At 36.9% G+C, this 24,502-nt stretch carries 23 protein-coding genes and 3 tRNA genes; all 26 read right to left on the bottom strand.

What is annotated here, in order from left to right:
- Positions 1-6: 6 nt before the first annotated feature.
- The 26 genes from pstA to fabZ (QM017_RS02390) all read right to left on the bottom strand — a co-directional run bounded on the left by pstA (position 7) and on the right by fabZ (QM017_RS02390) (position 24,388).
- On the bottom strand, positions 7-894 hold the full coding sequence (gene pstA / locus QM017_RS02515) for a phosphate ABC transporter permease PstA (RefSeq protein ID WP_178197182.1): 888 nt from the start codon (positions 892-894) through the stop codon (positions 7-9).
- 1 nt (position 895) lies between these two features.
- Positions 896-1,813, bottom strand: coding sequence for a phosphate ABC transporter permease subunit PstC (gene pstC, locus QM017_RS02510; protein WP_178197191.1), 918 nt, complete (start codon positions 1,811-1,813; stop codon positions 896-898).
- Positions 1,814-1,833: 20 nt separating this feature from the next.
- Positions 1,834-2,706, bottom strand: coding sequence for a phosphate ABC transporter substrate-binding protein PstS family protein (locus QM017_RS02505; protein WP_282708758.1), 873 nt, complete (start codon positions 2,704-2,706; stop codon positions 1,834-1,836).
- A 233-nt stretch (positions 2,707-2,939) separates the two neighbouring features.
- Positions 2,940-3,011 (bottom strand) — tRNA-Asn (locus QM017_RS02500).
- 33 nt (positions 3,012-3,044) lie between these two features.
- Positions 3,045-3,116, bottom strand: a tRNA-Asn gene (locus QM017_RS02495).
- Between the two features lie 37 nt (positions 3,117-3,153).
- A tRNA-Asn gene (locus QM017_RS02490) sits at positions 3,154-3,225 on the bottom strand.
- A 251-nt stretch (positions 3,226-3,476) separates the two neighbouring features.
- The gene (locus QM017_RS02485; protein ID WP_178197613.1) at positions 3,477-3,785 is read right to left on the bottom strand and encodes a hypothetical protein; all 309 of its coding nucleotides are present in this window, start codon (positions 3,783-3,785) and stop codon (positions 3,477-3,479) included.
- Between the two features lie 575 nt (positions 3,786-4,360).
- Positions 4,361-6,175, bottom strand: coding sequence for a glutamine--fructose-6-phosphate transaminase (isomerizing) (gene glmS, locus QM017_RS02480; protein ID WP_178197609.1), 1,815 nt, complete (start codon positions 6,173-6,175; stop codon positions 4,361-4,363).
- 268 nt (positions 6,176-6,443) lie between these two features.
- Positions 6,444-9,086 carry an alanine--tRNA ligase gene (gene alaS, locus QM017_RS02475; protein WP_282708757.1) on the bottom strand — a complete coding sequence of 881 codons (2,643 nt, stop codon included), beginning with the start codon at positions 9,084-9,086 and terminating at the stop codon, positions 6,444-6,446.
- 259 nt (positions 9,087-9,345) lie between these two features.
- Positions 9,346-10,695 carry a DEAD/DEAH box helicase gene (locus QM017_RS02470; protein WP_282708756.1) on the bottom strand — a complete coding sequence of 450 codons (1,350 nt, stop codon included), beginning with the start codon at positions 10,693-10,695 and terminating at the stop codon, positions 9,346-9,348.
- Complete coding sequence (locus tag QM017_RS02465) at positions 10,679-11,650, bottom strand: bifunctional oligoribonuclease/PAP phosphatase NrnA (RefSeq protein ID WP_282708755.1); 972 nt, start codon at positions 11,648-11,650, stop codon at positions 10,679-10,681. The genes QM017_RS02470 and QM017_RS02465 overlap by 17 nt, the downstream gene beginning before the upstream one ends.
- 70 nt (positions 11,651-11,720) lie before the next feature.
- Complete coding sequence (gene dinB / locus QM017_RS02460; RefSeq protein ID WP_282708754.1) at positions 11,721-12,824, bottom strand: DNA polymerase IV; 1,104 nt, start codon at positions 12,822-12,824, stop codon at positions 11,721-11,723.
- Positions 12,825-12,926: 102 nt separating this feature from the next.
- Positions 12,927-14,405, bottom strand: coding sequence for a glucose-6-phosphate dehydrogenase (gene zwf / locus QM017_RS02455; RefSeq protein WP_178197599.1), 1,479 nt, complete (start codon positions 14,403-14,405; stop codon positions 12,927-12,929).
- Positions 14,406-14,525: 120 nt separating this feature from the next.
- The gene (gene fabI / locus QM017_RS02450; protein WP_282708753.1) at positions 14,526-15,284 is read right to left on the bottom strand and encodes an enoyl-ACP reductase FabI; all 759 of its coding nucleotides are present in this window, start codon (positions 15,282-15,284) and stop codon (positions 14,526-14,528) included.
- 17 nt (positions 15,285-15,301) lie between these two features.
- Positions 15,302-16,090, bottom strand: coding sequence for a carboxyltransferase subunit alpha (accA, locus tag QM017_RS02445; RefSeq protein ID WP_282708752.1), 789 nt, complete (start codon positions 16,088-16,090; stop codon positions 15,302-15,304).
- A 2-nt stretch (positions 16,091-16,092) separates the two neighbouring features.
- Positions 16,093-16,947, bottom strand: coding sequence for an acetyl-CoA carboxylase, carboxyltransferase subunit beta (gene accD / locus QM017_RS02440; protein WP_282708751.1), 855 nt, complete (start codon positions 16,945-16,947; stop codon positions 16,093-16,095).
- Positions 16,934-18,313, bottom strand: a complete 1,380-nt coding sequence (gene accC / locus QM017_RS02435; protein WP_282708750.1) for an acetyl-CoA carboxylase biotin carboxylase subunit — start codon at positions 18,311-18,313, stop codon at positions 16,934-16,936. Before accC ends, accD begins: the two co-directional genes overlap by 14 nt.
- A gap of 9 nt (positions 18,314-18,322) precedes the next feature.
- Positions 18,323-18,748 (bottom strand): 3-hydroxyacyl-ACP dehydratase FabZ, encoded by a 426-nt coding sequence (gene fabZ, locus QM017_RS02430; RefSeq protein WP_178197589.1) that lies wholly within the window; start codon positions 18,746-18,748, stop codon positions 18,323-18,325.
- A 2-nt stretch (positions 18,749-18,750) separates the two neighbouring features.
- Complete coding sequence (accB, locus tag QM017_RS02425; RefSeq protein WP_282708749.1) at positions 18,751-19,197, bottom strand: acetyl-CoA carboxylase biotin carboxyl carrier protein; 447 nt, start codon at positions 19,195-19,197, stop codon at positions 18,751-18,753.
- Between the two features lie 5 nt (positions 19,198-19,202).
- Complete coding sequence (fabF, locus tag QM017_RS02420) at positions 19,203-20,438, bottom strand: beta-ketoacyl-ACP synthase II (protein WP_282708747.1); 1,236 nt, start codon at positions 20,436-20,438, stop codon at positions 19,203-19,205.
- Between the two features lie 18 nt (positions 20,439-20,456).
- Positions 20,457-21,188: a 3-oxoacyl-[acyl-carrier-protein] reductase gene (gene fabG / locus QM017_RS02415; RefSeq protein ID WP_178197583.1), complete on the bottom strand. Its 732-nt coding sequence runs from the start codon at positions 21,186-21,188 to the stop codon at positions 20,457-20,459.
- Positions 21,189-22,136 (bottom strand): ACP S-malonyltransferase, encoded by a 948-nt coding sequence (locus QM017_RS02410; RefSeq protein WP_282708746.1) that lies wholly within the window; start codon positions 22,134-22,136, stop codon positions 21,189-21,191.
- A gap of 18 nt (positions 22,137-22,154) precedes the next feature.
- The gene (locus QM017_RS02405) at positions 22,155-22,391 is read right to left on the bottom strand and encodes an acyl carrier protein (protein WP_178197579.1); all 237 of its coding nucleotides are present in this window, start codon (positions 22,389-22,391) and stop codon (positions 22,155-22,157) included.
- A gap of 37 nt (positions 22,392-22,428) precedes the next feature.
- Entirely contained in the window at positions 22,429-23,406 is a 978-nt protein-coding gene (locus QM017_RS02400) for a beta-ketoacyl-ACP synthase III (protein WP_282708745.1), read from the bottom strand.
- A gap of 20 nt (positions 23,407-23,426) precedes the next feature.
- A complete protein-coding gene (locus tag QM017_RS02395; protein WP_178197575.1) occupies positions 23,427-23,867 on the bottom strand; it encodes a MarR family transcriptional regulator in 441 nt (146 codons plus the stop codon).
- Between the two features lie 74 nt (positions 23,868-23,941).
- Complete coding sequence (fabZ, locus tag QM017_RS02390; protein ID WP_178197573.1) at positions 23,942-24,388, bottom strand: 3-hydroxyacyl-ACP dehydratase FabZ; 447 nt, start codon at positions 24,386-24,388, stop codon at positions 23,942-23,944.
- Positions 24,389-24,502: the final 114 nt, after the last annotated feature.

The raw sequence follows: 24,502 nt of genomic DNA, 5'->3' as shown, positions 1-24,502 counted from the left end.
ACTCCTCTACTTACTTGCTGTTAACTTGCGATACAATTTGTTTCCGATGTAGCGTGCTAACACGTTAAAAATCAAAACAGCAATGATTAACACGGCAGATGAACCAGCTGAAACAGCATCAGCATCAGGCATAATTCCTTCTGAATTAATTTTCCAAATGTGTACGGCTAATGTTTCTGCCGGACGCATCAAATTTAAGGGACTAGCAGGGCTAAATGGATTCCAATCAGAGAAATTCATGCTTGTCGCACTTTGTCCAGCTGTATAAATCAAAGCAGCCGCTTCACCAAAGACACGTCCAGCGCCTAAAACAATCCCTGTCACGATTCCAGGCAATGCTTCTGGCAAAATAATCTTTGTAATCGTCCGCCATTTTGATAACCCTAAAGCTAAACCAGCTTCACGTTGCAAGTTAGGTACTGCTCGCATCGCTTCTTCAATATTTCTTGTTAATAATGGCAAATTAAAGAATGTCAATGCAATCGCACCAGCTAAAATAGAAAAGCCCATTTTAAATTGAACTACAAATAATAAGAAACCAAACAACCCAACAACCACGGATGGTAAAGAACTTAAAATTTCAATCGACATCCGTACAACTTCAGTTACCCAATTTTTAGGTGCGTATTCAGATAAAAATAAACCAGCACCTAAAGAAATTGGAAAAGAAATAATCAATGTTAAAAGCAATAGGTAAAATGAGTTAAACAATTGATAACCAATTCCACCACCAGCAACAAATGACTCGGAAGGAGCCGTCAAGAAATGCCACGAAACATGTGGTAGACCTTGTAATAAGATTCGTCCGATCAAAAACGCCAAAATCAAAACAACTAGCGCTGCAATAACGCGAATGATCGTGATGGCAATTTTATTTTGAAATTTGGTGTTCATCTTACATCTTTCCTCTCTTACCAATCCATTTTACTAAAATATTAAATACTAATGACATTAACAATAAGACTAAAGCCAATGACCATAATGCATTATTACCAACAGTTCCCATAACTGTATTACCAATTCCCATCGTCAAGACACTTGTCAAGGTAGATGCTGGTGATAATAAACTTGTTGGCATCAAACTTGCATTACCAATAACCATCTGTACAGCTAAAGCTTCACCAAAAGCACGTGCCATCCCAAAAATTACGGCAGTTAAAATTCCTGGTAAAGCCGAACGCAAAATAACTTTGTAAATTGTCTGCCATTCGGTTGCACCTAAAGCCAAAGATGCTGCTTTGTAATGCTTTGGAACGGCACGTAAACTATCAACAGTCAATGAAGTAACTGTCGGTAAAACCATAACAAATAATACAAATGCCCCAGATAAAATACCATATCCAGAACCACCAAAATGATTTCTTACAAATGGTACAACAACGTTTAAGCCAATAAAACCGTAAACAACAGATGGAATCCCCACCAATAATTCGATAACGATTTGTAAAACATTACGACCTTTCTTTGTCGCAATTTCAGTCATATATAAAGCAGTTCCAATAGCAAACGGCGTTGCAATCAAAGCAGCTAAAATTGTTACCCCAAAAGAACCTACAATCATTGGCAAAGCGCCTACCAATGGACGACCATCTTTACCATTTGAAGTAGGCATCCAGTCTGTTCCGGTTAAAAATTGTTTCAAACTTGCATTATTTTCAGTAAAAGTCGCAATCCCTTTAGAAGCCACAAAGGCAAAAATGGATAATACCACAGCTACAATAATACCAATACACGTATAAGTTAAAATTTTTCCTGTTAATTCTTGTCTTGTTTCACGTGACTTACTTTGAATCTTTTCACGGATTGGATCCATAACTACACCTTCTTAATAAATTATTTTACTGGAGTCACATTACCATGAGCATCCTTTTCAACTTGCATATCTTGCACCGGAATGTAACCTAATGCTTTAACTAATTTTTGTTGAATCTTTTTAGATGTTTTCATGTAATCAATAAATGCTTGTACCTTCTTAGATGGATGACCTTTAGTATACATGTGTTCATAAGACCAAATTTTCCATTTATTAGTTGTCACATTTTTTTCAGTTGGTTTAACTCCATCAATCTTTGGTGCGACTAAGGTATCATTTAAATAAGAAAATGAAAGATAACTAATAGCACCTGGCGTTGAAGCCACCATTTTTTGAACCGTTCCGTTTGAATCTTGTTCTTGTGACTTAGCTGCCTTTTGCCCTGCCATTACACTTTGTTCAAACGAAGCTCGCGTCCCACTACCTTGAGCACGATTAATCAACACAATTTCTAGATTTTTGCCACCAACTTGTTTCCAGTTAGTATATTTGCCCGCAAAAATACCCCGTAGTTGTTCCATCGTCAGGTTTGTGACGCCAGCTTTTTTATTAATAACCGGTGCCATCCCGACTACGGCTAATTTATGGTCGACTAATTTAGAAGCATCAATTCCTGCTTGTTGTTGTGCAAAAATATCTGAATTTCCAATAGTTACAGCTCCAGATTGCACTTGACTCAAACCAGTCCCTGAGCCTCCGCCTTGCACTGTAATCCGCACGTCAAAATGACTGCGTTGATACTGTTCAGCTCCCATTTCTACCATAGGTTGCATCGCAGTCGAACCAACAATCGCTACGGTTTCTACATTATTTTGTTTATCAGTCTTGCCACAACCTGTCAGGATTCCTCCTAAAACAAGCATCAGCATGGACGCTTTCAAAATTTTTTTCATTTTCACTTCTTCCTTTCCTCTACAATGTAAATGTTACAGTGCGTTTGTAAAGAGCCTTGGGTTGTTTTGTAAAGATTGTGTAAAGATTTTAAAACAGCATTATTTTAATATTATTTTATCAGTTATTTTGTAAAAAGCGTTCAATTGTGCTTGTAACAAGATATTATAAATCTAAATAAAAATGCTCTCCTTACTAGAGCATATCTAGCAAAGAGAGCACAACAATTTATTCACTGCTCAGGCTGGGATCGAACCAGCGACCTCTTGATTAACAGTCAATTATTCTACCGCTGAACTACTGAGCAAAAATTAAAAGCTTGATTGTTAAAACAAAGTGACTGCTCAGGCTGGGATCGAACCAGCGACCTCTTGATTAACAGTCAATTATTCTACCGCTGAACTACTGAGCAATGTTTTTTAATTATTATTATTTTAACAATCAAGCGACTGCTCAGGCTGGGATCGAACCAGCGACCTCTTGATTAACAGTCAATTATTCTACCGCTGAACTACTGAGCAATCGTTATAAGTAACATATATACTTATATCATATTCTTAAAAATTGTGCAACACTTTTTAATTTTTTTCTTAGAAAAATTACATTTTTCTTCCAAAGATATATGCTAACCCCCCAAAACTAAAAGATTGATACCGTTTTTTGGTACTTAATTTATCATCGCTTTTTTTCTCATTTACACACTTTTTGTATTTAATAATTAAAGCTCAACAAAAAAATAGAACGACTCAAGTAAAAGTCGCTCTAGTCAAAATTAAGCAATGTGATTATCACGTAAAATGTTAGCCACTACTTCTTGCATCTCTGGTGTTTTTGTCCATTCTTCAAAATGATCAAAATCTTCTTTAGGCATCTCGAAGTTTTCATTAATATATTGCTCATATTTAATTACACTACTTGAGCGTGGAATATTAATCTGGATAATCCGTACTTCTTTGATAAATCCACGAATTGCAGCTAATTCGGCTCGTCCATTTTGAACCATATTAGAGATTTCAAAATAACGGCTCCCATCATTGCGTGTAATTTCTTCTATTAAAGTTAAGGTTTCGTTGCTTTTCATCAAAATAAACTCCTCATTAAATCTATTATCTCTAGTATACCAAAAAAACCACTGCAAAACTTGCAGTGGTTGGCATAAGAGAGAAAGAGAATTGATTAGAAGGTAAATTACTAATACCTTACGAATATTATTCTAACTCTAGTTGAAAGCGGTGTCAACACTCTTTTATAAAAATATATTTCTAACTATTCAAGAAAATTTTATTTTACGCTATAATGATGAATATCACCAATTTACTAAGAGTAGTCAGAGAGGGACAAATGATAAATCTAAAACAATTTAAAGTTAGCGTTATCTTAGGTATCATCTATACTGTTGGCTATTATTTTTTTAAAATCATCTTGATTTTACTGGGACATAAAAATGACATCTACCTCATGTTTTTCCAAGATGGTCTATGGTATCTACCGTTTATTTTAGCAATAGTTTATTTCTTTCTTAGTAGTAGTTGCTTTTATCTAATTTTTAGAGTTTTTTCATTCATCATCAACAAAGTAACTAAAAATTAATAAAGAAGTCTATAATCAAAAAAAGACATAGAGTAGCAAAAACGCTATTCCATGTCTTTTTTATAACTATTCGACTGTTACACTCTTAGCTAAATTACGTGGCTTATCTACGTCATATCCTCGTTGCTTACTTGCATAATATGCTAATAATTGACATGGTACAATTGCCACCAATGGACTTAAGAGTTCTGCTACATCTGGCAAGATAATTTGATCTTGCTTAGTCGCTAGTGCTTGTTTCACTATCGTTATCACCTGTGCTCCGCGGGCTTTAACTTCTTGCACGTTGCTACGTGTATGCGCTGCTGTTTTTGCTGAAGTTATCAAAGCAATAACTGGGGTTTGTTCTTCAATCAAAGCAATTGTGCCGTGCTTTAATTCACCAGCCGCAAAGCCTTCCGTTTGAATATATGAAACTTCCTTTAACTTTAAGGCTGCTTCAATTGCAGTTGCATAATCAATCGCACGTCCAATATAAAATGCATTTCTGGTTGTTAACAAGTCTTGTTTAGCTAGTTGTTCAATTTTATACTTTTCATCAACTAAAGTTTGCATTGCATTAGCAACCTTACCTAATTCTTGTGCTAAATCTAATTCATTAGCTCTTTGCAAGTCCTTAGCCTTACCTAAAGCCTGCGCCAAAATTGCTTCGACTGCAATTTGTGCTGTATATGCTTTAGTTGAAGCAACTGCAATTTCTGGACCTGCATGTAATAACAAAGTGTAATCTGCTTCGCGAGATAAAGTTGAATTAGCTACATTTGTCAAGGTCAATGCTGGATAGTTTTGTTCTTTAATTTGTACCAAAACCGAGCGACTATCAGCAGTTTCACCACTTTGCGACAAGAAAATAAAGAATGGTTTTTGCGCAAGCAATGGTGGATTATAGGCAAATTCTGAAGCAACATGTACTTCTACTGGAATTTGTGCTAACTTTTCAAATAGTTCTTTACCAACTAAACCTGCATGATAGCTCGTACCTGCAGCTACAATATAAATTCGTTGTGCTTGTTTCATCGCAGCTAATAATTTTTCATCGATTGCATTTGGCGTTTGCAAATATTTTTGTACTAACGTCCGCATAACTGCCGGCTGTTCATCGATTTCTTTTAACATATAATGTTCATAAGCTCCTTTTTCAGAAGCACTCGCATCTTGATCTACCGTAAATTCTTTACGCTTAACCACATTTCCTTTTACATCTTCAATTACTGTTTGCTTTGGACTAAGTTGTGCAACATCGCCATCAGCCAACTCTACAAAACGATTGGTCAATTTAAGCATTGCCATTGCATCACTACAAATACAGTTAAAGTCGGTTCCTAGTCCAAGCAATAATGGACTCTTATTTTTAGCAATCCATATTTTTTCTGGTTGAGTTTGATCAATCAAAGCCAAGGCATATGATGAGGATTCATCTAATAAACCGACTACTTTTCTTAAAGCTTCAAATGCATCTAAGTTTTCTTTAGCTGCAAAATAACCGATTAACTGGACAATTACTTCAGTATCCGTCTGACTAACCAAAGTAACATCTTTTAAGTAAGTTTCTTTTAATTCCTTAAAATTACCAACTACACCATTGTGAACCAAATAAAATCGACCATCTGCTGAAGAATGCGGATGAGCGTTAGTTTGACTTGGTTGACCATGAGTTGCCCAACGAGTATGCCCAATCCCAGTATTACCACTAACCTTAGCATCAATTTCTTGACGTAAATTACTAATACGACCACTAGCTTTTCGTAAAAAACCTTGATTAGCTTGTTTTAACACATAAATTCCGGCCGAATCATAACCACGATATTCTAATTTTTCTAATCCTTGTAGTAAAATTTCAGTTGCTTGATCATGTCCAACAATTCCAACAATCCCACACATATTAACTCTTCCTTTGTATATCTTTTTAACTTTTTAAAATTGGTATAGATAAATTATTTAGATAACATCTCAACAAAATAAACTATACAACCATATATAAAGATAGTCAACACATTTACCCTAAAATGGTATATGTATATACCATTTTAGGGTAAGACTAATTTATAAGCCTTAAACCATAAACAAAAAGTCCTCTTCTCTGGAATCATCCAGAAAAGAGGACAAACTTTGTTACATTTTTATCAATAAAATTTGATAAAAATATTTATTATTTTTCAGCCAACCATTGACCAGCCTGTTGCAAAGCATCCTTGATACCAGATGGATTCTTTCCACCAGCTTGAGCCATATCAGGACGGCCACCGCCGCCACCACCAACAGCAGGTGCAATAGCTTTAATCAAATCTCCAGCTTTAAGCCCAGCTTGAATAGCTGTACCACTCATCGCTGTAATCAAGTTAACCTTGCCATCTTCAGTTGAAGTTGCCAACACTAAAACATCAGAATATTCATTAGTCTTCCATTGATCAGCTAATTGGCGTAATTGGCTCATACCTGAAACTTTAACTTCTTTAGCAATCAACGTCTTACCATTAATTGTTTCGACATTTTTGAAGACATCTGCTGCTTGTTGGCTCGCAAATTTATCTTCCAATGCTTGTTTTTGTTGTTCTAATTCTTTGATTTGTTGTTGTAATTGTTCAACTTTACGTGGAACTTCTTTTAATTGTACGACTTTCATCGCAGTAGCTGTTGCATTTAACAGATGATTACGTTGTTCTAAGAATTCATACGCTTCTTTTGAAGTTACAGCTTCAATCCGACGTACGCCAGCCCCAACACCTGATTCAGACACAATCTTAAACAAACCTAATTCACTGGTGTTAGCCACGTGATTGCCGCCACAAAATTCCATTGAGTAATCACCAACTTTAACAACCCGCACTAAATCACCATATTTATCGGCAAATAAAGCAATTGCTCCCATCTTCTTAGCTGATTCTAAATCAGTTTCGATAGTTTCAACTGATAAACTTTCCCAAATTTTTTCATTAACAATTGCTTCAACTTGTGCTAATTGTTCTTTAGTTACCGCACCAAGATTTGTAAAGTCAAAACGTAAATAAGTTGGTTCTACCAATGAACCGGCTTGATGTGTATGATTACCTAAGACATCACGTAAAGCTTGATCTAACAAATGTGTTGCTGTATGGTTTTTCTTAACTTTATTGTGGAATGTTTCATCAACTTCTAATAGATATTGACCATTAACTTGCAAGCAGCCTTCAACTTCAACTAAATGCATGTTTTGACCATTTGGAGCATGTTGCACATCAATCACTTGTGCAACTACTTGCCCATTTTGGTCTTTAATCACACCTTTATCAGCAACTTGGCCACCCATTTCTGCATAAAATGGTGTCTTAGAAAAGATTAAGCGTGCTTTACCAGTTGTAATTTCATCTACTAAAGCTTCATCAACAATAATATCTGCCAAAGTTGCTTCACAACTCAAAACATCATAACCAACATATTGACTTTCTGTCTTAATATCAGTTAATAAGGCACTTTGAACACCCATTGATTTAGCATCACTTCTAGCTGCACGTGCGCGTTGCTTTTGTTGTTGCATCTGTTCATCAAAACCAGCTTCATCAACACTTAAGCCTTGTTCTTGCGCATATTCTTTCGTCAATTCCATTGGGAAGCCATAGGTATCATAAAGTTTAAAGACCGGTGCTCCTGGCAAGATATCTTTATTAGCAGCCTTAGTTTCACTAATCAAATCATCTAATAATTGCATCCCATCTTTTAAGGTGTCGTTAAAGCGATCTTCTTCCATTCGAATAACTTTGGCAATATAATCTGCTTGTTGCAAGACTTCTGGATAAGCAGATTCCATAATCTTGCCTACGACTGGCACTAATTTGTATAAGAAGGCTTGATCGATACCTAACTTTTGTCCATGCATAACAGCTCGCCGAATTAAACGACGAATTACATAGCCACGACCTTCATTTGAAGGTAACGCACCATCACCAATCGCAAAAGTCACGGCACGTGCATGATCAGCAATCACTTTAAAGGAAACATCTTTTTCAACATTATCACCATAATGATAACCTTTAGCCATAGTAGCTGTCTCATCGATGATTGGCATAAACAAGTCGGTTTCAAAGTTGGTTTTAGCATGTTGGAAAACTGAAACAACTCGTTCTAATCCCATCCCCGTATCGATGTTTTTATGTGGAAGTGGTTCATAAGTTCCATCAGGCTTATGATTGAATTCAGAAAAGACGATATTCCAAATTTCTAAATAACGTTCGTTTTCGCCACCAGGATAATTTTCAGGATGATCTTCTGGCAAGTTATTCATTTCTTGACCACGATCATAAAAAATTTCGGTATCCGGACCAGATGGACCTTCGCCAATATCCCAGAAATTATCTTCAACTTCATAAATATGATCAGTTGGCATCCCGATTTCTTGCCAATATTTCTTTGCATCTGTATCTTTTGGATAAACAGTCACGTAAAGTTTTTCTTTTTCCATTGCAAACCATTCAGGACTAGTTAATAATTCCCACGCCCAAGCAATTGCTTCTTTTTTGAAGTAATCGCCGATAGAAAAGTTACCTAACATTTCAAATAATGTATGGTGACGTGCTGTCCGTCCCACATTTTCAATATCATTGGTTCGAATTGATTTTTGTGAACTTGTCATGCGATGGTTCTTAGGGACAACCGAACCATCAAAATATTTTTTCATGGTTGCTACCCCTGAGTTAATCCATAACAAAGTTGGATCATCAATTGGCACTAATGGTGCACTCTTCATAATATCGTGACCTTTAGTCTTGAAAAAATCAAGATACATTTGCCGAATTTGAGCACTTGATAATTCTTTCATCTAAAAATTCCTTTCCTTGACTAAAAAAGCACCGTTGCTAGTAAGGACGCTTGCGCGCGGTACCACCTTACTTGCAACGATGCTGATCGTTAGCCTCTTTAAAATCTAAATTCATTCAATTGTCATTTTTAGGGAGCACTCATCAATAAATCAAAATCTTTACACCAACCAGATTCTCTCTAAATGATTTAATTTAATCAGCATGTCCTAAAAGTATACTCAAAGTATATGCAAATTTAAAAGAGTTGTCAACTCTAGCTTAAGCCTTGGTTTTATTAGCTTTACGTTGGGCACGCATCTCTTGACGCCGTGCAATCCGACGTTTTTGCTGCTCATCTTTTTTGATAGCTTGCTTGATTTTTTTCTTATAGCCTGGTTTTCTTTTCTTTTTAGCTTTATTAACCATTCCTTGCAATTTAGGATCCATCTTGTCTTGGCGCACACGTCTTTTTTCACGGCGCTTACGATCATAAGAATCAACCAATTCGCCATTTTTTAAAGCTTTAGGAACAAAATTAATTCCTAATTCTTCTAGTCCTTCAATTCGGCGTTCATCATTTGGCGCATACAATGTGATTGCAATTCCGTGCATGTTATTTCGTCCGGTTCGTCCGACACGATGAACGAAAAATTCTAAATCTTCGGGCAAATCATCATTAATAACATGCGAAACGCCTTCAATATCAATTCCACGTGCAGCTAAATCAGTTGCAACCACATATTGATATTCTAAATTTTGGACAGCTTTCATCACTCGTTTACGTTCTCGTGGTTGAATTCCGCCATGAATTTTAGCAACTTTAAGCCCATTTGCACGCAAATAATTCGTCAACTCGTCGGCTCTTTCTTTAGTATTAGCAAATACCAACGCTAAATAAGGTTTACCTAACGTCAAAAGTTGATAAATTAATTGATTGCGATCGCGCCCTTTAGTTGAAAGTAACCAATTATCAATTGTTGGACTGATAATCGTTTTATTTTCGACTACTTCAATAATTGGTGAGCTCATATATTTGCGCAAAAATGGTTGTAATTTAGGCGGAATTGTCGCCGAAAAGACTAACATTTGTAAATCTTTAGGCATACTTGAAGCAATCGCATCTGTTTCATTTAAAAAGCCCAAATCAAGTGTCATGTCGGCTTCGTCAACTACCAAATAAGTCGCATTATGAATATCTAAAGCATTACTTTTTACCAAATCTAAAATACGTCCTGGCGTTCCGATCACAATTTGTGGTTGGCGATTAGCTAGTTTTTCAATTTGGCGTTGTTTATCAGTTCCGCCTACAAAATTTTGCACCAAAATTTCTTCATTGCTATGCTTAGCTAACTGCTTAGCTGCTCCATAAATTTGATAAGCTAATTCACGACTAGGTGTAGTAATTACCGCTTGTACCTCTTTTTTATTTGCAATAATCTTTGAAAAAATCGGCAACAAAAAAGTATGGGTCTTTCCACTACCCGTTTGCGATTGTCCAACCACACTTTTATTTTTCATAATTAAAGGAATCAAGCGTTCTTGCACCGGTGTTGGTGTTATAAAGCTGATTTCTTCTAAGGCCTCTAACACATAAGGTGCTAAGCCTAAATCTTTAAATTTTACTGTCATCTTTTCCTCCTTGATAAGTAGCCGCAATTTTATCTAATTGCTCAACATACTCAGCAATTTGCTCTTTACTTGCTAGTTTAGCTCCACTAGCTAATGGATGGCCTCCACCGTCATATTTCTTGGCTAGCTCATTAATAATCGGTCCTTTAGAACGAATACGTAAACGATATGAACCATCTTTTTGTTCGACTAAAACAGTCCAACAAATGATTGTCTCAATCTTACCTAATAAAGGCACAACATCACTTGTGCATGCATCTTGTAATGCAAATTTTTCCAATAACTCATTGGTTAAAACAACATAAGCTGCATTATTTGGAGTAACCGTCATATTTTGCCAAACATAGGCCGATAAGCGGGCTATTTGTTCTGAAATTTCATCTAGTCTACGACAAACACGTACCGCATCAAAATCATACTGGCGCAAATCAGCAGCTACATTTAATGTATGCGCACTAGTACAATCATATAAAAAGCGGCCAGTATCCCCGATTATCCCTGCATATAAAACTTCAGCTGCTTTAGCTGTCAATTTCAACTTGCCATTTGTTACTTGAATAAAATCATAAATAATTTCTGAACAACTCGAAGCTTGATCTTTAACCCAACAAATATCACCATAAGGATCATCATTAGGGTGATGATCGATTTTTATCAAATAATCACCTTGATTATAGCGTTGATCATCAACACGTGGGCTATTAGCCGTATCCGTCACAATTACTAACGCACCTTGATATACATCATCTTCAATTTGATCTTCTGTCCCCATCCAACTCAAAGCAGTTACGTCTTTGCCGACTTGATAAATTTCTTTGGTCGGATAAGCTTCCTTAAGTACTAAAGCTAACCCATATTGCGAACCAAATGCATCTGGATCTGGACGTTGATGACGGTGAATGATGATTTTTTGATATTTTTCAATTTGTTGTAAAATTTGTTCTTCTATTGTCATGTTGTTTCCTCGTTTTCTTAATGCAACTTACTTAACACTTTAGTATACCGATTTTTTGCCAACTAGACAATCACTTCATTTCATTTTCGTTTTGCCATAGCGGTAAAACAATATTTTGATAACTAGCATCATCTAATCCTGTTAATGTTAAGCCTAACAAGCGTACATCTATGTTTTCTGGCTGAATCTGTTCAAAAAGTTGCAAACTATAAAACACTAACGTTGCCACATCATTTGTAAAGAAATCTCGTTGGGTTAAACGTTTAGTCATTGTTTGATAACGACTATTTCGCACCTTTAAAACCAATGTTTGACCTTGCTTTTGCTTTTTTTGCATTTGAGTAGTTACTTTTTGAGCCAAACGTTTTAATTGTTCTTCTACTTCTTCTTGGCTACACAATGGCGTATCAAAAGTGCGCTCCTTGCCTAAAGATTTGCGCTTTCTAGTCGCTTGAACTACGCGGTTATCTTCGCCGCGAACACGTTGATATAAAATAAACCCCATTTTACCAAAGTGTTGCTGTAATTTCTTTAAAGAACAGTTATATAAATCTTGTCCACTAAAAATTCCTAATTCATGCATTCTTGGTAAAGTTTTTTTACCAACACCACGAAAATCTTGGATGGGCAAAGCCAATAAAAAGGCTTGGGCCTCCTCTTTTCTAACTACCGTCAAGCCCATTGGTTTACGATACTCCGAAGATAACTTGGCTAAAAATTTGTTATAAGAAATACCTACCGAACACGTCAACTGTGTTTTAGCATAAATTTTTTGTTGCAAATCATGTGCAAGCTTGATTGCCGAGCATTCATTTAATTTATTTTCCGTCACATCTAAATAAGCCTCATCTAAAGCAATTGGTTCGATAATATCCGTATACTGCCTAAAAATTGCGTGAATCTGTTCTGATACTTGCCGGTATTTATCAAAATCAGGTCGCTTAAAGACTGCTTGCGGACAAAGTTTAAGCGCTTGGGCACAACTCATGGCTGAATGAACCCCGTATTGACGGGCAATGTAATTGGCTGTTGCCACCACTCCCTTGCCGTTTGCATGCCTAGGATCTCTCGCAATTACTAATGGTACCTGGCGATAAGCTGGATGATCACGCATTTCTATTGAAGCATAAAAAGAATCCATATCAACATGAATAATCTTTCGCTCTTGGTGCATCGTTTTTTCCTTTCTAGCATATTTTATTTAATTCTACACCAAACACACGTTTGTTTTCAAATTAAATAAAAAGTTGCCTTCGTTTGAAAGCAACTTTTTAAATTATCCTTCATGACATGGATCAAATTCCCAATGATTGCCATCTTTAGCTAACAAATCAAATGCTGCCTTTGGTCCCATCGAGCCACATTCATAATTAGGAAAAGTTTCTACATCTATTTTTTCTTGGTCCCACGCTTGACGAATAGCATCGACAAAACGCCATGAATAATAAACTTCTTGCCAATGAGTAAAGTTAGTAGCATCACCTTTTAAAGCATCCAACAATAGTTTTTCATATGCTTCCGGTGTTTGTGCACGTAAGGCGTTATCGTGTGTATATGTCAAAGTATTATCTTCAATGCCATATCCTTCCTGACTAACAGCTTTTGAATTAAGCCTTAAACTCATCGCAGGAATCGGATCAACATTAAACGTTAACACATTTGGCAAGATTTGCCCACAATCAAAAATATTATTAGGCATATTCTTAAATACTACATCGATTCTAGTTCCTTTAGTCGCCAAGCGTTTTCCACTCCGCACATAAATAGGAACACCTGCAAAGCTCATGCTATTGACGTGTAACTTACCAGCTACAAATGTTTCGGTTACAGAATCTTTAGCAACTTGATTTTCCTGACGATAACCAACTTGTCCATTTCCTTGCGTATATTGACCACGCACAAAATTTTCCTTAACCTCTTGAGGTGTGTAGACTTGCAAAGCCTTTAGCGCACTGATTTTTTCTTGGCGAATATCTACATCACTAAAAGTAACTGGTGCATTCATCGTCAACAAAGCAACAATTTGCAAGATATGATTTTGGACCATATCACGCAAGCAACCAGAAGTCTCATAATAGCCGGCACGCTCTTCGACTCCCAAAGCTTCACTTAAGGTAATTTGAATGTTATCAATATAACGATTATTCCATAACGCTTTAAACAAATTATTGCCAAAACGTACAGCTGCAATATTTTGAATCATCTCTTTACCTAAATAATGATCGATGCGAAAAACATCTTCTTCAGGGAAAAATTTGCAAATATCGTCATTTAATTGAATTGCGCTCGCTAAATCATGTCCAAATGGCTTTTCTACAATTACACGATTATATCCATTAGCAGTTACAATATTTTGTGAACGTAAATGCTCACAAATTGTTCCAAAGAAATGCGGTGACATCGCTAAATAAAATAAGCGATTACCTCCAATTTGATATTTCTCATCAAGTTTTTGAGCTAATTCAAACAAAGTGACATAATGATTCGTGTCAGTTACATTATGGGATTGATAATAAAAGTGGCTAGCAAATTCATTAGCTTGTTGTGCCGTATCTTCCATACCAGAAATTGAATTACGCACAACATCTTGATAATGATCATTGCTCCAAGGCCGTCTTGCAGTCCCAATCACCGCAAAGTTTTCGTTTAAAAATCCTTTTTTATAAAGGTTAAATAATGACGGATACAGTTTTCTTTGCGCTAAATCCCCTGTTCCGCCAAAGATTATAAATAGCGCTTTTTGTTTGGTTGTCATTTTTTAGCACCACTTTCATTTTTGTACACTACTATTATTTTACTAACAAAAGCTTCATTAAACAAGTAAGCAATTAGCGTCGATTAAAAAAGCGATGTCTTTAAGACACCGCCTTGAAGTTTAAATTAAGTGTACGCCTTTATCAACATAAATCACGTCACCAACAACACCTGTCGCTAAATCACTCATTAAAAATGCACAAGTGCCACCGACTTCAGTAGTTGTTACGGATTGTCCATCAACTGTACGTTCTTGTGATACTTTCAATAAATCGGCATGTCCTTGAACACCTGTAACTGCTAAAGTCTTGATTGCTCCAGCTGAAATTGCATTAACACGAACACCATATTTGCCTAAGTCACGTGCTAAATAGCGCACGCTAGCTTCAAGTGAGGCTTTGGCAACACCCATAATGTTATAATTAGGAATTGCACGTTCTGAGCCAAAGTAAGATAAAGTTACAATACTTGCTGGATTATTTAAGATAGCTTGACCATATTTAGAAACAGCAATCAAAGAATAAGCAGAGATATCTTGTGCCAAAGCATAACCTTGACGACTTGCATTCATGATTTCGCCACCTAGTTCTTCTTTGTTGGCATAAGCGATAGCATGTAAGATACCATCAACTTTACCAAAACGTTGTTTGATTTGTTTAAAAGCTGTAGCGATACTTTCATCACTAGCTACATCACATTCAATTAACAAATCTTCATTATCAATCAATTTAAGCAAACTCTTCTTTAAACGATCATTTTGATACGTAAAAATGAGTTGTGCTCCTTGTTCTAACATTACTTGAGCACAGCCCCATGCGATTGAACGCTTATTGGCAACACCCATAACAAGAATCTTTTTACCTTCTAATAAGTTTCCCACGTTTTTTCACTCCTTGCTTAAAATTTCCGGAAACGAGCATAGCGTTTAGCCAGTAATTCTTCGGTTGATAGTTCCATCAAATTAGGCAATTGTTCGTTTAACATTTGACTCAAATTCTTACAGATACGCCGTTGTGAACCACCTTCAGCAATAATACCTTCGATTATTCCTTGCTTTAACAAGGCTTCTGGAGTTAATTGCATAATCTCTGCTGCCTCGCCTGCTTTTTGACTATCTTTCCATAAAATAGATGCAAATCCTTCTGGAGATAAAACAGAATACATGCTGTTTTCAAACATCCAGACTTGATCGCCACAAGCTAGTGCTAAAGCACCACCACTACCACCTTCACCAAAAATTACGCTAATCAGCGGTACTTTAATTGCACTGATCTCCAATAGATTTTTAGCAATCGCTTCGCCTTGTCCGCCCTCTTCTGCACTACGCCCTGGATAAGCTCCAGCAGTATTAATAAATGCTAAAATTGGACGATTAAACTTTTCTGCTTGCTTTATTAAGCGTAATGTTTTGCGATAACCACCTGGTGTTGGGCTTCCAAAATGCTTAGCAATCCGCTCTTCTGGACTAGTTCCTTTATCAATCGCAATTACCGTTACTGCTTGTCCATTGAAATACGCTAGGCCACCAATGATTGCCGGATCATCTTCTCCTAAACGATCACCATGTAATTCAAAAAAATCAGGAAATAAATTATTAATAATTTCAGTTGCGGTGATTTTTTTAGGACTCCGCGCTTCAGCAACAATGTCAGCTGCCACACGCTTCTTTTTTAATAATCCCACCATGATTAGCGCACCTCACTTTCCGTATTATGCATGCTCAAAAGCCAAGCAATCCTATTTTTTAATTCAGGTCGTGCAACGATTGCATCAATAAAACCATTTTGTAAAACAGTTTCTGCATCTTGCAAATCTTCTGGAACTTTTTGATGCATTGTTTGTTCAATCACACGTTTGCCCGCAAATCCCACTAACGCTCTTGGTTCAGATAAAATAACATCGCCTTGCATTGCAAAACTTGCTGTCACCCCACCAGTTGTTGGATCTGTTAACACTGTTAAATAAAACAAACCGGCTTGTTTGTGACGCTTAACTGCTTGTGAAATCTTAGCCATTTGCATCAAAGAAAAAATCCCTTCTTGCATTCTAGCTCCACCAGAAGCCGTAAAAATCACAACTGGTAATCTTTCTTTTAAAGCAAACTCAAATAAGCGCGTAATCTTTTCACCAGTGATTGTTCCCATTGAACCCATCACAAAGTTTGGATCCATAATTGCTAAAGCACATCTTTGGTTAGAAATTGTTGCCAAACCAGTTAAAACCGAATCATTTAAATTTGTTTGTTTACGTGCTTTAGCTAATTTATCCTGATAACCAGGAAAATTTAACGGATCTGCAGTCATCAAATCACTGTCGAATTCTTTAAAATCATCAACCAACCATTGCAAACGTTGTCTTGCACCAATTCTAAAACCATATTGACAATGTGGACATGCTTGATATATCCCTAAGTCTTTATGGTAAACAGCTTGGCGACACTTAGGGCAAGCCAACCATAATCCTGAGGGTACGCGCTCTTGAGCTTTTTTATTTGCTTTAATATGCTTGTGTCCGAGCGTTTTTAACTCATTAAATAGTTGCATCTTTTTCCCTTCTTCTCCAACTTGGTAAAAATGTTTTTTCTAGATAATCAGTTGTCACGGTACTTTCCAAAAAGGCTGGATCTTCTAGCAGACCCAAATGAAATTCTTGATTAGTCTTAATACCTAAAATCACCATTTCATTTAATAACCGTTTAACCTTTTCAATAGCTTCGTGACGATCTTCGCCTAAAGCAATTACCTTGGCAATCATCGAATCATAAAACGGCGAAATTTTTACGCCAGCATACAAATCAGTATCGATTCGCATCCCTAGGTTTCCTACTGGAGTGTACAAATAATCAACTTTTCCAACCGATGGTGCAAAATTATTAGCCGGATCTTCGGCATTAATACGGCATTCAATTGAAGAGCCTAACAACTTAATGTCATCTTGTGTAAACGGCAAATCTTCACCATAAGCGACTTTAACTTGTGCTTTAACCAAATCAACACCAGTCACCATCTCAGTTACCGTATGTTCAACTTGGATTCTAGTATTCATTTCCATAAAATAGAAATTATGATCTTGATCCATTAAAAATTCGATTGTTCCGGTGTTTAAATAGTCAATTGCATTGGCTGCACGCACCGAAATTTCACCTAATTTTTGCCGTTGAGCCGCTGTGATTAACTGACAGGGACTTTCTTCAATCACCTTTTGTTTACTGCGTTGAAGTGAACAATCGCGCTCTGGAAAATAAACGACATGCCCTGCTTGATCACGAAAAACTTGAACTTCAATATGTTTAACATTTTCCATGATTTTTTCAAGATACATCCGATTATCACCAAAGGCACTTTGCGCTTCACGTCTTGCTTCTTCAAAGGCGTTAGTCAATTCTTCTGGATTGTTAACTTTACGAATACCTTTGCCACCACCACCAGCAGCGGCTTTTAATAAGATGGGATAGCCAACTCTTTGGGCAATTTCACTCGCTTCGTTAGCATCAGCAATAAATCCTTCGCTTCCAGGAATAACTGGTACCCCACTTTTTTGCATCTGAATTCGAGCGTTAGCTTTATTTCCCATTAAATCAATCGTTTCAGAACGTGGCCCAATAAATGTTAAACCACAAGCTTCACACATTTCAACAAAACGGCTGTTTTCAGATAAGAAGCCAAACCCTGGATGAATAGCTTGTGCACCCGTTCCGACAGCTGCGGCTAAAATGTTTTGCATATTTAAATATGAATCTTGTGGCCGCGCGGTTCCGACACAGACCGCCTCATCGGCTAGTTGAACATGTAAACTTTCACGATCGGCAGTTGAATAGATTGCCACCGACTTGATTCCTAGTTCTTTTAGCGAACGAATGATGCGGACCGCGATTTCCCCACGATTAGCAACTAATACTTTTGAAAACATCGCGTTTCGTTAATCTCCTATCATAAAAGTTAATTCAGCCGTGCAAGCTTTTTTGCCATCAATTGTAGCAACACCCTTGCCTAGGCCAATATTATTTTTAATCTTATCTAGTTGCACTTCTAGACGCAAAGTATCGCCTGGACGGACAACTTTTCTAAATTTAGCAGACTTAATACCGCCAAAATATGCTGTTTTGCCTTTAAATTCGTCTAACGACAATAAAGCTACCGCACCCGTTTGCGCTAAAGCTTCAACAATCAAAACGCCTGGCAAAACTGGATTATTAGGAAAATGGCCGTTAAAAACTTCTTCATGTGCCGTCACGTTACGAATCGCAACAGCTTTTTGACCTGGTTGAAGTTCTTCAACTCGATCAATCAATAACATCGGATAACGATGTGGAATAATTTTTTGAATCTCTGTAACATCTAACATGCTTATCCCTCCACAACACAAAACAATGGTTGGTCAAATTCAACCAATTCTTCATTGTCAACTAAGATTTCACTAATCGTTCCATCAAATTCACTCTTAATTTCTGTCATCATTTTCATTGCTTCAATGATGCAGACAATATCACCTTTTTTTACTTTGCTACCAACGCTAACATAAGCTGGTTTATCAGGTTGTGATTGTAAATAAATACTTCCAACCATCGGTGCTTTGATGATTTGACCTGTCATTTTTTCTTCGCTATCTTCAGGAAGCGGTGCTGTGGCTACTTGTGTAGCAGATGCTTCAACACTAGGAGCTACCGGTTGTGGTTGAAATAAGGTTTCATTTTTGCTCAAATGAATATGAAAATCTCCCGTTGTAATCTCTAATTCACGGGTTGGTGAATCGTTAAATTCGTCCATTAATTTTTTGATTTCATTAAAATCCACGTTTCTTAGTCCTCCCATTTTTTAAAGGCTAAAACAGCATTATGACCGCCAAAACCTAGTGAATTACTTAATGCATATTTTAGATCTGCTACACTTTGTCCCACCTTAGCGACCACATTAACTGCGCATTCAGGATCTTGTTTACTCAAGCCAATGTTTGGTGGAAGTTGACCCGTTTGTAAGGCTGCAATCGTTGCTACAGCTTCAATTGCACCAGCAGCTCCTAATAGATGACCTGTCATCGATTTAGTACTACTTACCCATACATCACTATCCTGACCAAATACCAAATTAATTGACTTAGCTTCACCTGAGTCGTTGGCTTTAGTTGCTGTCCCATGTGCATTAATATATCCCACTTGTTGTGGTGTAATTTGAGCTTCGTCAATGGCTTGTTGCATCGCTCTTGCTGCTCCTTGACCACTAGGATCTGGTGAAGTCATATGATAAGCATCACAAGTTGCACCATAACCAACAATTTCACCTAAGATTTTAGCCCCGCGTTTAAGTGCATGTTCATAGTTTTCTAAAATTAAAGTTGCTGCACCTTCACCCATGACAAAACCTGAACGATTCTCATCGAAAGGAAGAGACGCTTTGGTTGGATCTTCTTGACTAGACAAAGCCGTTAAAGCTGCAAATCCAGCAATTCCGATTTCATTTACAGAAGCCTCAGAACCACCTGTAATCATAACTTGTGCACGACCATCCTTGATTTGACGGTAGGCTTCGCCAATTGCATTAGTTGCTGAAGCGCAAGCTGTTACAACAGCAGTACAGATGTTTTTAGCACCTACGTGTAAAGCAATATTACCAGCAGCCATATTGATAATCGAGGTTGGAACAAACATTGGTGATACACGGCGTGGACTGTTGTCATGCATCTTGATAACTTGTTCTTGAATTGTAGTTAAGCCCCCAATACCTGAACCATAAATCACACCAAATTCATATGGATCGGTATTTTCTGGTGTAATCTGCGCTTGTTCCATCGCTTCTAAAGTACTATGCAAAGCGTATTGTGAAAACAAATCCATCCGCCGAGCAGCTTTTTTTCCGATACGTTGGGTTGGATCAAAATTTTTAACTTCGCCAGCTACACTGATACCTGTTTGACTAGCATCAAACTTAGTTATCGGACCAATACCTAATTTGCCAGCAAAAATATTTTCGACAAATGTTTTTGTATCATTTCCTAATGGACTGACAACGCCAATCCCGGTTATCACTACTCTATTCATTAAATCGAACTCCTTTAGTTAGATTCCCATACCACCATCAACTGAAAGCACTTGGCCGGTCATATAGTCATTTTGTGCTAAAAAGACCGCTGCTTGTGCTACTTCAGTCGTGTTACCAAAACGCTGCAATGGGATTTGTGTCAAGATTTCAGCTTTTACCTTATCACTTAATTTATCAGTCATGTCACTTACGATCATTCCTGGTGCAATCGCATTACAACGCACATTTCGTAAGGCACCTTCTTTAGCTACACTCTTAGTAAAACCAATTACCCCTGCTTTACTTGCAGCATAGTTTGCTTGACCAATGTTTCCGTGTAATCCAACAACACTAGCCAAATTAATGATCACACCACTTTTTTTCTTAAACATCTTCTTTAAAATAGGTTGTGTCATCTGGAAAGTCCCTACTAAGTTAACATCGATAACGCCTCTAAAGTCTTCTTCTTTCATTGCAATCATTAATTTGTCATCGGTAATGCCTGCATTATTGACTAAAACATCGAGTTGCTCAAATTTCACATAGATTTCTTTGACCATTCGCTTGCAATCGTCAGCTTTTGAAATATCACCTAAAACGACTTCACAAGTAACCCCATACGAAGTAATTTCTTCAACTAACTGGCTAGGAACTTCTTTTCTGGCATTCAAAATCACATTGCATTTTTCTTTAGCGAACTGTTTAGCAATTGCTGCACCAATTCCGCGTGAAGAACCTGTAACAAAAACGACTTTATCTTTTAAATCCATTTAATTACCTCTAATAGCATCTAAGAATGCTTGATATCCTTCATAATTTTCTATATGGTAACGCGCAACTTTTCGATCGACTTGCTTAACAAATTTACATAAAGTGTCGCCAGGGCCTAATTCTAAGACCGCATTGACTCCTAGTTTGTCAAACATATATGCACTACAACTAGCAAAATGTGTTGGACTAATTAATTGCTTAACCAAAGTATCTGCAACTTTATCATCAAATGGCTGACAAGTTGTGTTACTAATTACTGGCACATTTGACTTGGCAAATGTAACTTTACTTAAGCGCTTTGCCATTTTTTGACTAGCATTTACAAAAAGCGGGGTATGAAACGCGCCACTAACTTTTAGTTCAACGACTTTCTTGGCCCCGCCTTTTTCGGCTAATTCAGTCATCGCTTTTTGTACGGCACCAACACTGCCGCCAATCACCACTTGCTTAGGTGAATTGTAATTTGCGATGCTGACTGTTTCTTCATTTGTAGTACAATCTTGGCAAATCTGTTTAACCAAATCAATATCTGGCTGTAATAAAGCCGCCATCTTACTTGCTTTAGCTTGCGCATCTGCTTGCATATAACTTGCTCTATCTTGCAAAATTTGCATGCCTTCTTCAAACTCTAATACACCACTGGCAATCAATGCTGCATACTCACCTAATGACAAGCCTAGCATTGCTTGAATAGGTAATTCGGGTATATCTCGCTTAAGCATTGTAAACAAACCTAAACTAACCGCAACGATTGCTGGTTGCACGTATTTGGTTTGACTTAAAGCATCATCTTCGTTATTTAAAACTGCTACCAAATCCATATTGGTTAAAACTGCATTTGCACGATCGATTATCTCTTTAAATAATGGATCTTTATTATAAAGATCCATTCCCATTTGAGGATATTGCGCACCTTGACCACTAAATAAAAGTCCAAACTTTTCCATGGCCTGCACACCTCTTAATTATTTGTCTAATTCAGCCTTAACATAGCTAACAACGTCACCAATTGTCTTAACGTTTTCGTTTGCTTCTAACTTAACGTCTAATTCATCTTCAAGTTCGTTCATGATTTCAAACACGTCTAAGCTATCTGCATCTAAGTCTTCCTTGATATCGGAAGCCATTGTGATTTCTTCTTCTGTATCTAATTGTTCTACTACGATTTCTTTTACTTTTTCAAAAATTTGTTCTTCTGTCATGATTAAAAATCTCCTTTAAAATTCAAAAATATTTTTATTAAAATTTAATAACATGTGTTCCCACCGTCAAACCGCCACCAAAGCCACTCAAAACAATGATTTGTCCTCGCTTTAATTGACCTTTTTTATTCAACTCATCTAGCAATAACGGTACACTAGCAGCTGATGTATTACCATAATCGGCAATATTTAAGTCAAACTTATCAAGTGGTTGTTTTAAACGTTTGGCGATTGACTGAATAATCCTTGCATTTGCCTGATGCAAGATAAAATGGGTAACCTCATCTAATGAAATATCAGCTTTTTGACAAGCCCGTTCAATAGATGCCGGTACCTCATGAGTTGCAAATTTGTAAACCTCTCTACCATCCATCTGGAAAGCTTCTAACTTTTCATCTCGTGTATTTGGAAATTGACAAATTGCCTGCGTTGTTCCAGCAATTAAGTTTTTTCCTTGGTCTCCAAAAGTTTTTAAATCAGCTGCTAAAATTTGACTTTGTTTAGTCTCATCTTTGGCTAATAAAACTCCGGCAGCTCCATCTCCAAACAAAACAGCTGTAGTGCGATCTTGCCAGTCTAAAACTTTTGACAAAACCTCGCCGCCAATTACCATCACACGTTTGATATCTGGAGAACTTAAAAAGCGTTTAGCTACTTCTAATGCATAGATAAATCCTGAACATGCAGCCGAAATATCAAAAGCAACAGCATTTTGTGCTTGAATATTACCTTGAACAAGAGCTGCAGTCGCTGGTGTATAAGAATCAGGGGACATTGTTGCAACAATTATCAAGTCTAAACTCTCAGCACTCCAGCCACTTTGAGTCAACAATTGTTTAGCTACTCTCGTACACAGCACTGAAGTATTTTCATCTAAACTAATGTGGCGTTGCTTTATCCCTGTACGTGTTGAAATCCATTCATCTGAAGTATCCATGATTTTACTAAGCTCATCATTAGTGACAACTTTTTGGGGTACAAAACTTGCTGTTTGTATAATTTTAACGTTTGCCAACTTCGCTTCTCCTCGCTTAATTAGGAACGTTCTTTTAAGAATTCTTCTAGGTTTAGTAATGCTTTTTCAATGACCTTAACTTCTTTATCACCAAAACCTTTTAAAAATTCTCTGACCATCATGCGGTGAAAGGCATCGTGCGCGCGATACTCAAGGCGTCCTTTTTTAGTTAACCCTAAACGAATGACCCTGCGATCAGCCGAACTTCTGATTCGTTCTACATAGCCTTTTTTAACCAAGCGGTCAATAGTTGCAGTCAATGTTCCCGGCGTCAAATGGAGTTCTTTTGCAACCTGCGACGCTGTTTTTTGTTCATACATCGTAATCGCATTGATTGCATGCATCTCTTTGATAGTCAAATCACTAAAACGGCTTTTTCGCAACTCATTTTCTTCGATCCACAAAATATCATTATAGATATTAACTAGTGCATCATTAATCCATTGAGCATTATCATTCATCTTTCTTACCGCCTATCTTTTGGTACTCAAATATTTTGGTTATCAAAATAATAGCAAAAAAATTAAGCCGCTGTCTAGATCTTTTCGTCACGCTCTGCTACAACAAACATTAGTTCTGCCGTGCATGCCTTTTGACCATCAACAAGTGCCTGAGTCTGGACAATACCAATATTTTCTTTTTTCTTGACCATCGTGATTTCAAGCTTTAACACATCGCCAGGACGAACTACTTTACGAAACTTTGCTTTATGAATTGCTCCTAGATAAGCCGTCTTGCCAAGAAACTCTTCTGATTTCAAGATTAGAATCGATGCTGCTTGTGCTAGAGTTTCAATTATTAAAACACCTGGCATTACTGGATTTCCAGGAAAATGACCTCTAAAAAAATCTTCATTAATTGTTACATTTTTAGTAGCCACAATCTTTTGGCCAGCAATAAGTTCATCGACATAATCGATATAACATATTGGATAACGATTAGGGATTAAATCCATAATCTCTTGTGCATCCATGATTTTCACACCTGCACCTCGCTTTTTCAAAATTATTTCGAATATCAAAATATTCGATGTTCAAATCATATTACATTAACGCTAAGCTGTCAAATTTTTCTCTTAGCTTTTTTTTAGCAAAAA

This window comes from Ligilactobacillus sp. Marseille-Q7487 (assembly GCF_949152225.1).
Classification (GTDB): Bacteria; Bacillota; Bacilli; order Lactobacillales; family Lactobacillaceae; genus Ligilactobacillus.
Note: the sequence above shows the minus strand (reverse complement) of the source record. Positions and strands in the feature narration are given on the sequence as shown.

Coding starts and splice junctions, on each gene's coding strand:
- fabZ (WP_178197589.1), bottom strand. CDS start 18,748: ATGTTAGATGTTACAGAGATTCAAAAAATTATTCCACATCGTTATCCG.
- accA (WP_282708752.1), bottom strand. CDS start 16,090: ATGGTGGGATTATTAAAAAAGAAGCGTGTGGCAGCTGACATTGTTGCT.
- QM017_RS02470 (WP_282708756.1), bottom strand. CDS start 10,695: ATGACAGTAAAATTTAAAGATTTAGGCTTAGCACCTTATGTGTTAGAG.
- zwf (WP_178197599.1), bottom strand. CDS start 14,405: ATGACAACCAAACAAAAAGCGCTATTTATAATCTTTGGCGGAACAGGG.
- QM017_RS02505 (WP_282708758.1), bottom strand. CDS start 2,706: ATGAAAAAAATTTTGAAAGCGTCCATGCTGATGCTTGTTTTAGGAGGA.
- alaS (WP_282708757.1), bottom strand. CDS start 9,086: ATGAAAGAATTATCAAGTGCTCAAATTCGGCAAATGTATCTTGATTTT.
- accD (WP_282708751.1), bottom strand. CDS start 16,947: ATGCAACTATTTAATGAGTTAAAAACGCTCGGACACAAGCATATTAAA.
- dinB (WP_282708754.1), bottom strand. CDS start 12,824: ATGCACCAAGAGCGAAAGATTATTCATGTTGATATGGATTCTTTTTAT.
- QM017_RS02395 (WP_178197575.1), bottom strand. CDS start 23,867: ATGAATGATAATGCTCAATGGATTAATGATGCACTAGTTAATATCTAT.
- QM017_RS02410 (WP_282708746.1), bottom strand. CDS start 22,136: ATGGAAAAGTTTGGACTTTTATTTAGTGGTCAAGGTGCGCAATATCCT.
- fabG (WP_178197583.1), bottom strand. CDS start 21,188: ATGGATTTAAAAGATAAAGTCGTTTTTGTTACAGGTTCTTCACGCGGA.
- QM017_RS02485 (WP_178197613.1), bottom strand. CDS start 3,785: ATGAAAAGCAACGAAACCTTAACTTTAATAGAAGAAATTACACGCAAT.
- pstA (WP_178197182.1), bottom strand. CDS start 894: ATGAACACCAAATTTCAAAATAAAATTGCCATCACGATCATTCGCGTT.
- QM017_RS02465 (WP_282708755.1), bottom strand. CDS start 11,650: ATGACAATAGAAGAACAAATTTTACAACAAATTGAAAAATATCAAAAA.
- pstC (WP_178197191.1), bottom strand. CDS start 1,813: ATGGATCCAATCCGTGAAAAGATTCAAAGTAAGTCACGTGAAACAAGA.
- glmS (WP_178197609.1), bottom strand. CDS start 6,175: ATGTGTGGGATTGTTGGAATTGTTGGACATGATCAAGCAACTGAAATT.
- QM017_RS02405 (WP_178197579.1), bottom strand. CDS start 22,391: ATGACAGAAGAACAAATTTTTGAAAAAGTAAAAGAAATCGTAGTAGAA.
- accC (WP_282708750.1), bottom strand. CDS start 18,313: ATGTTTTCAAAAGTATTAGTTGCTAATCGTGGGGAAATCGCGGTCCGC.
- fabF (WP_282708747.1), bottom strand. CDS start 20,438: ATGAATAGAGTAGTGATAACCGGGATTGGCGTTGTCAGTCCATTAGGA.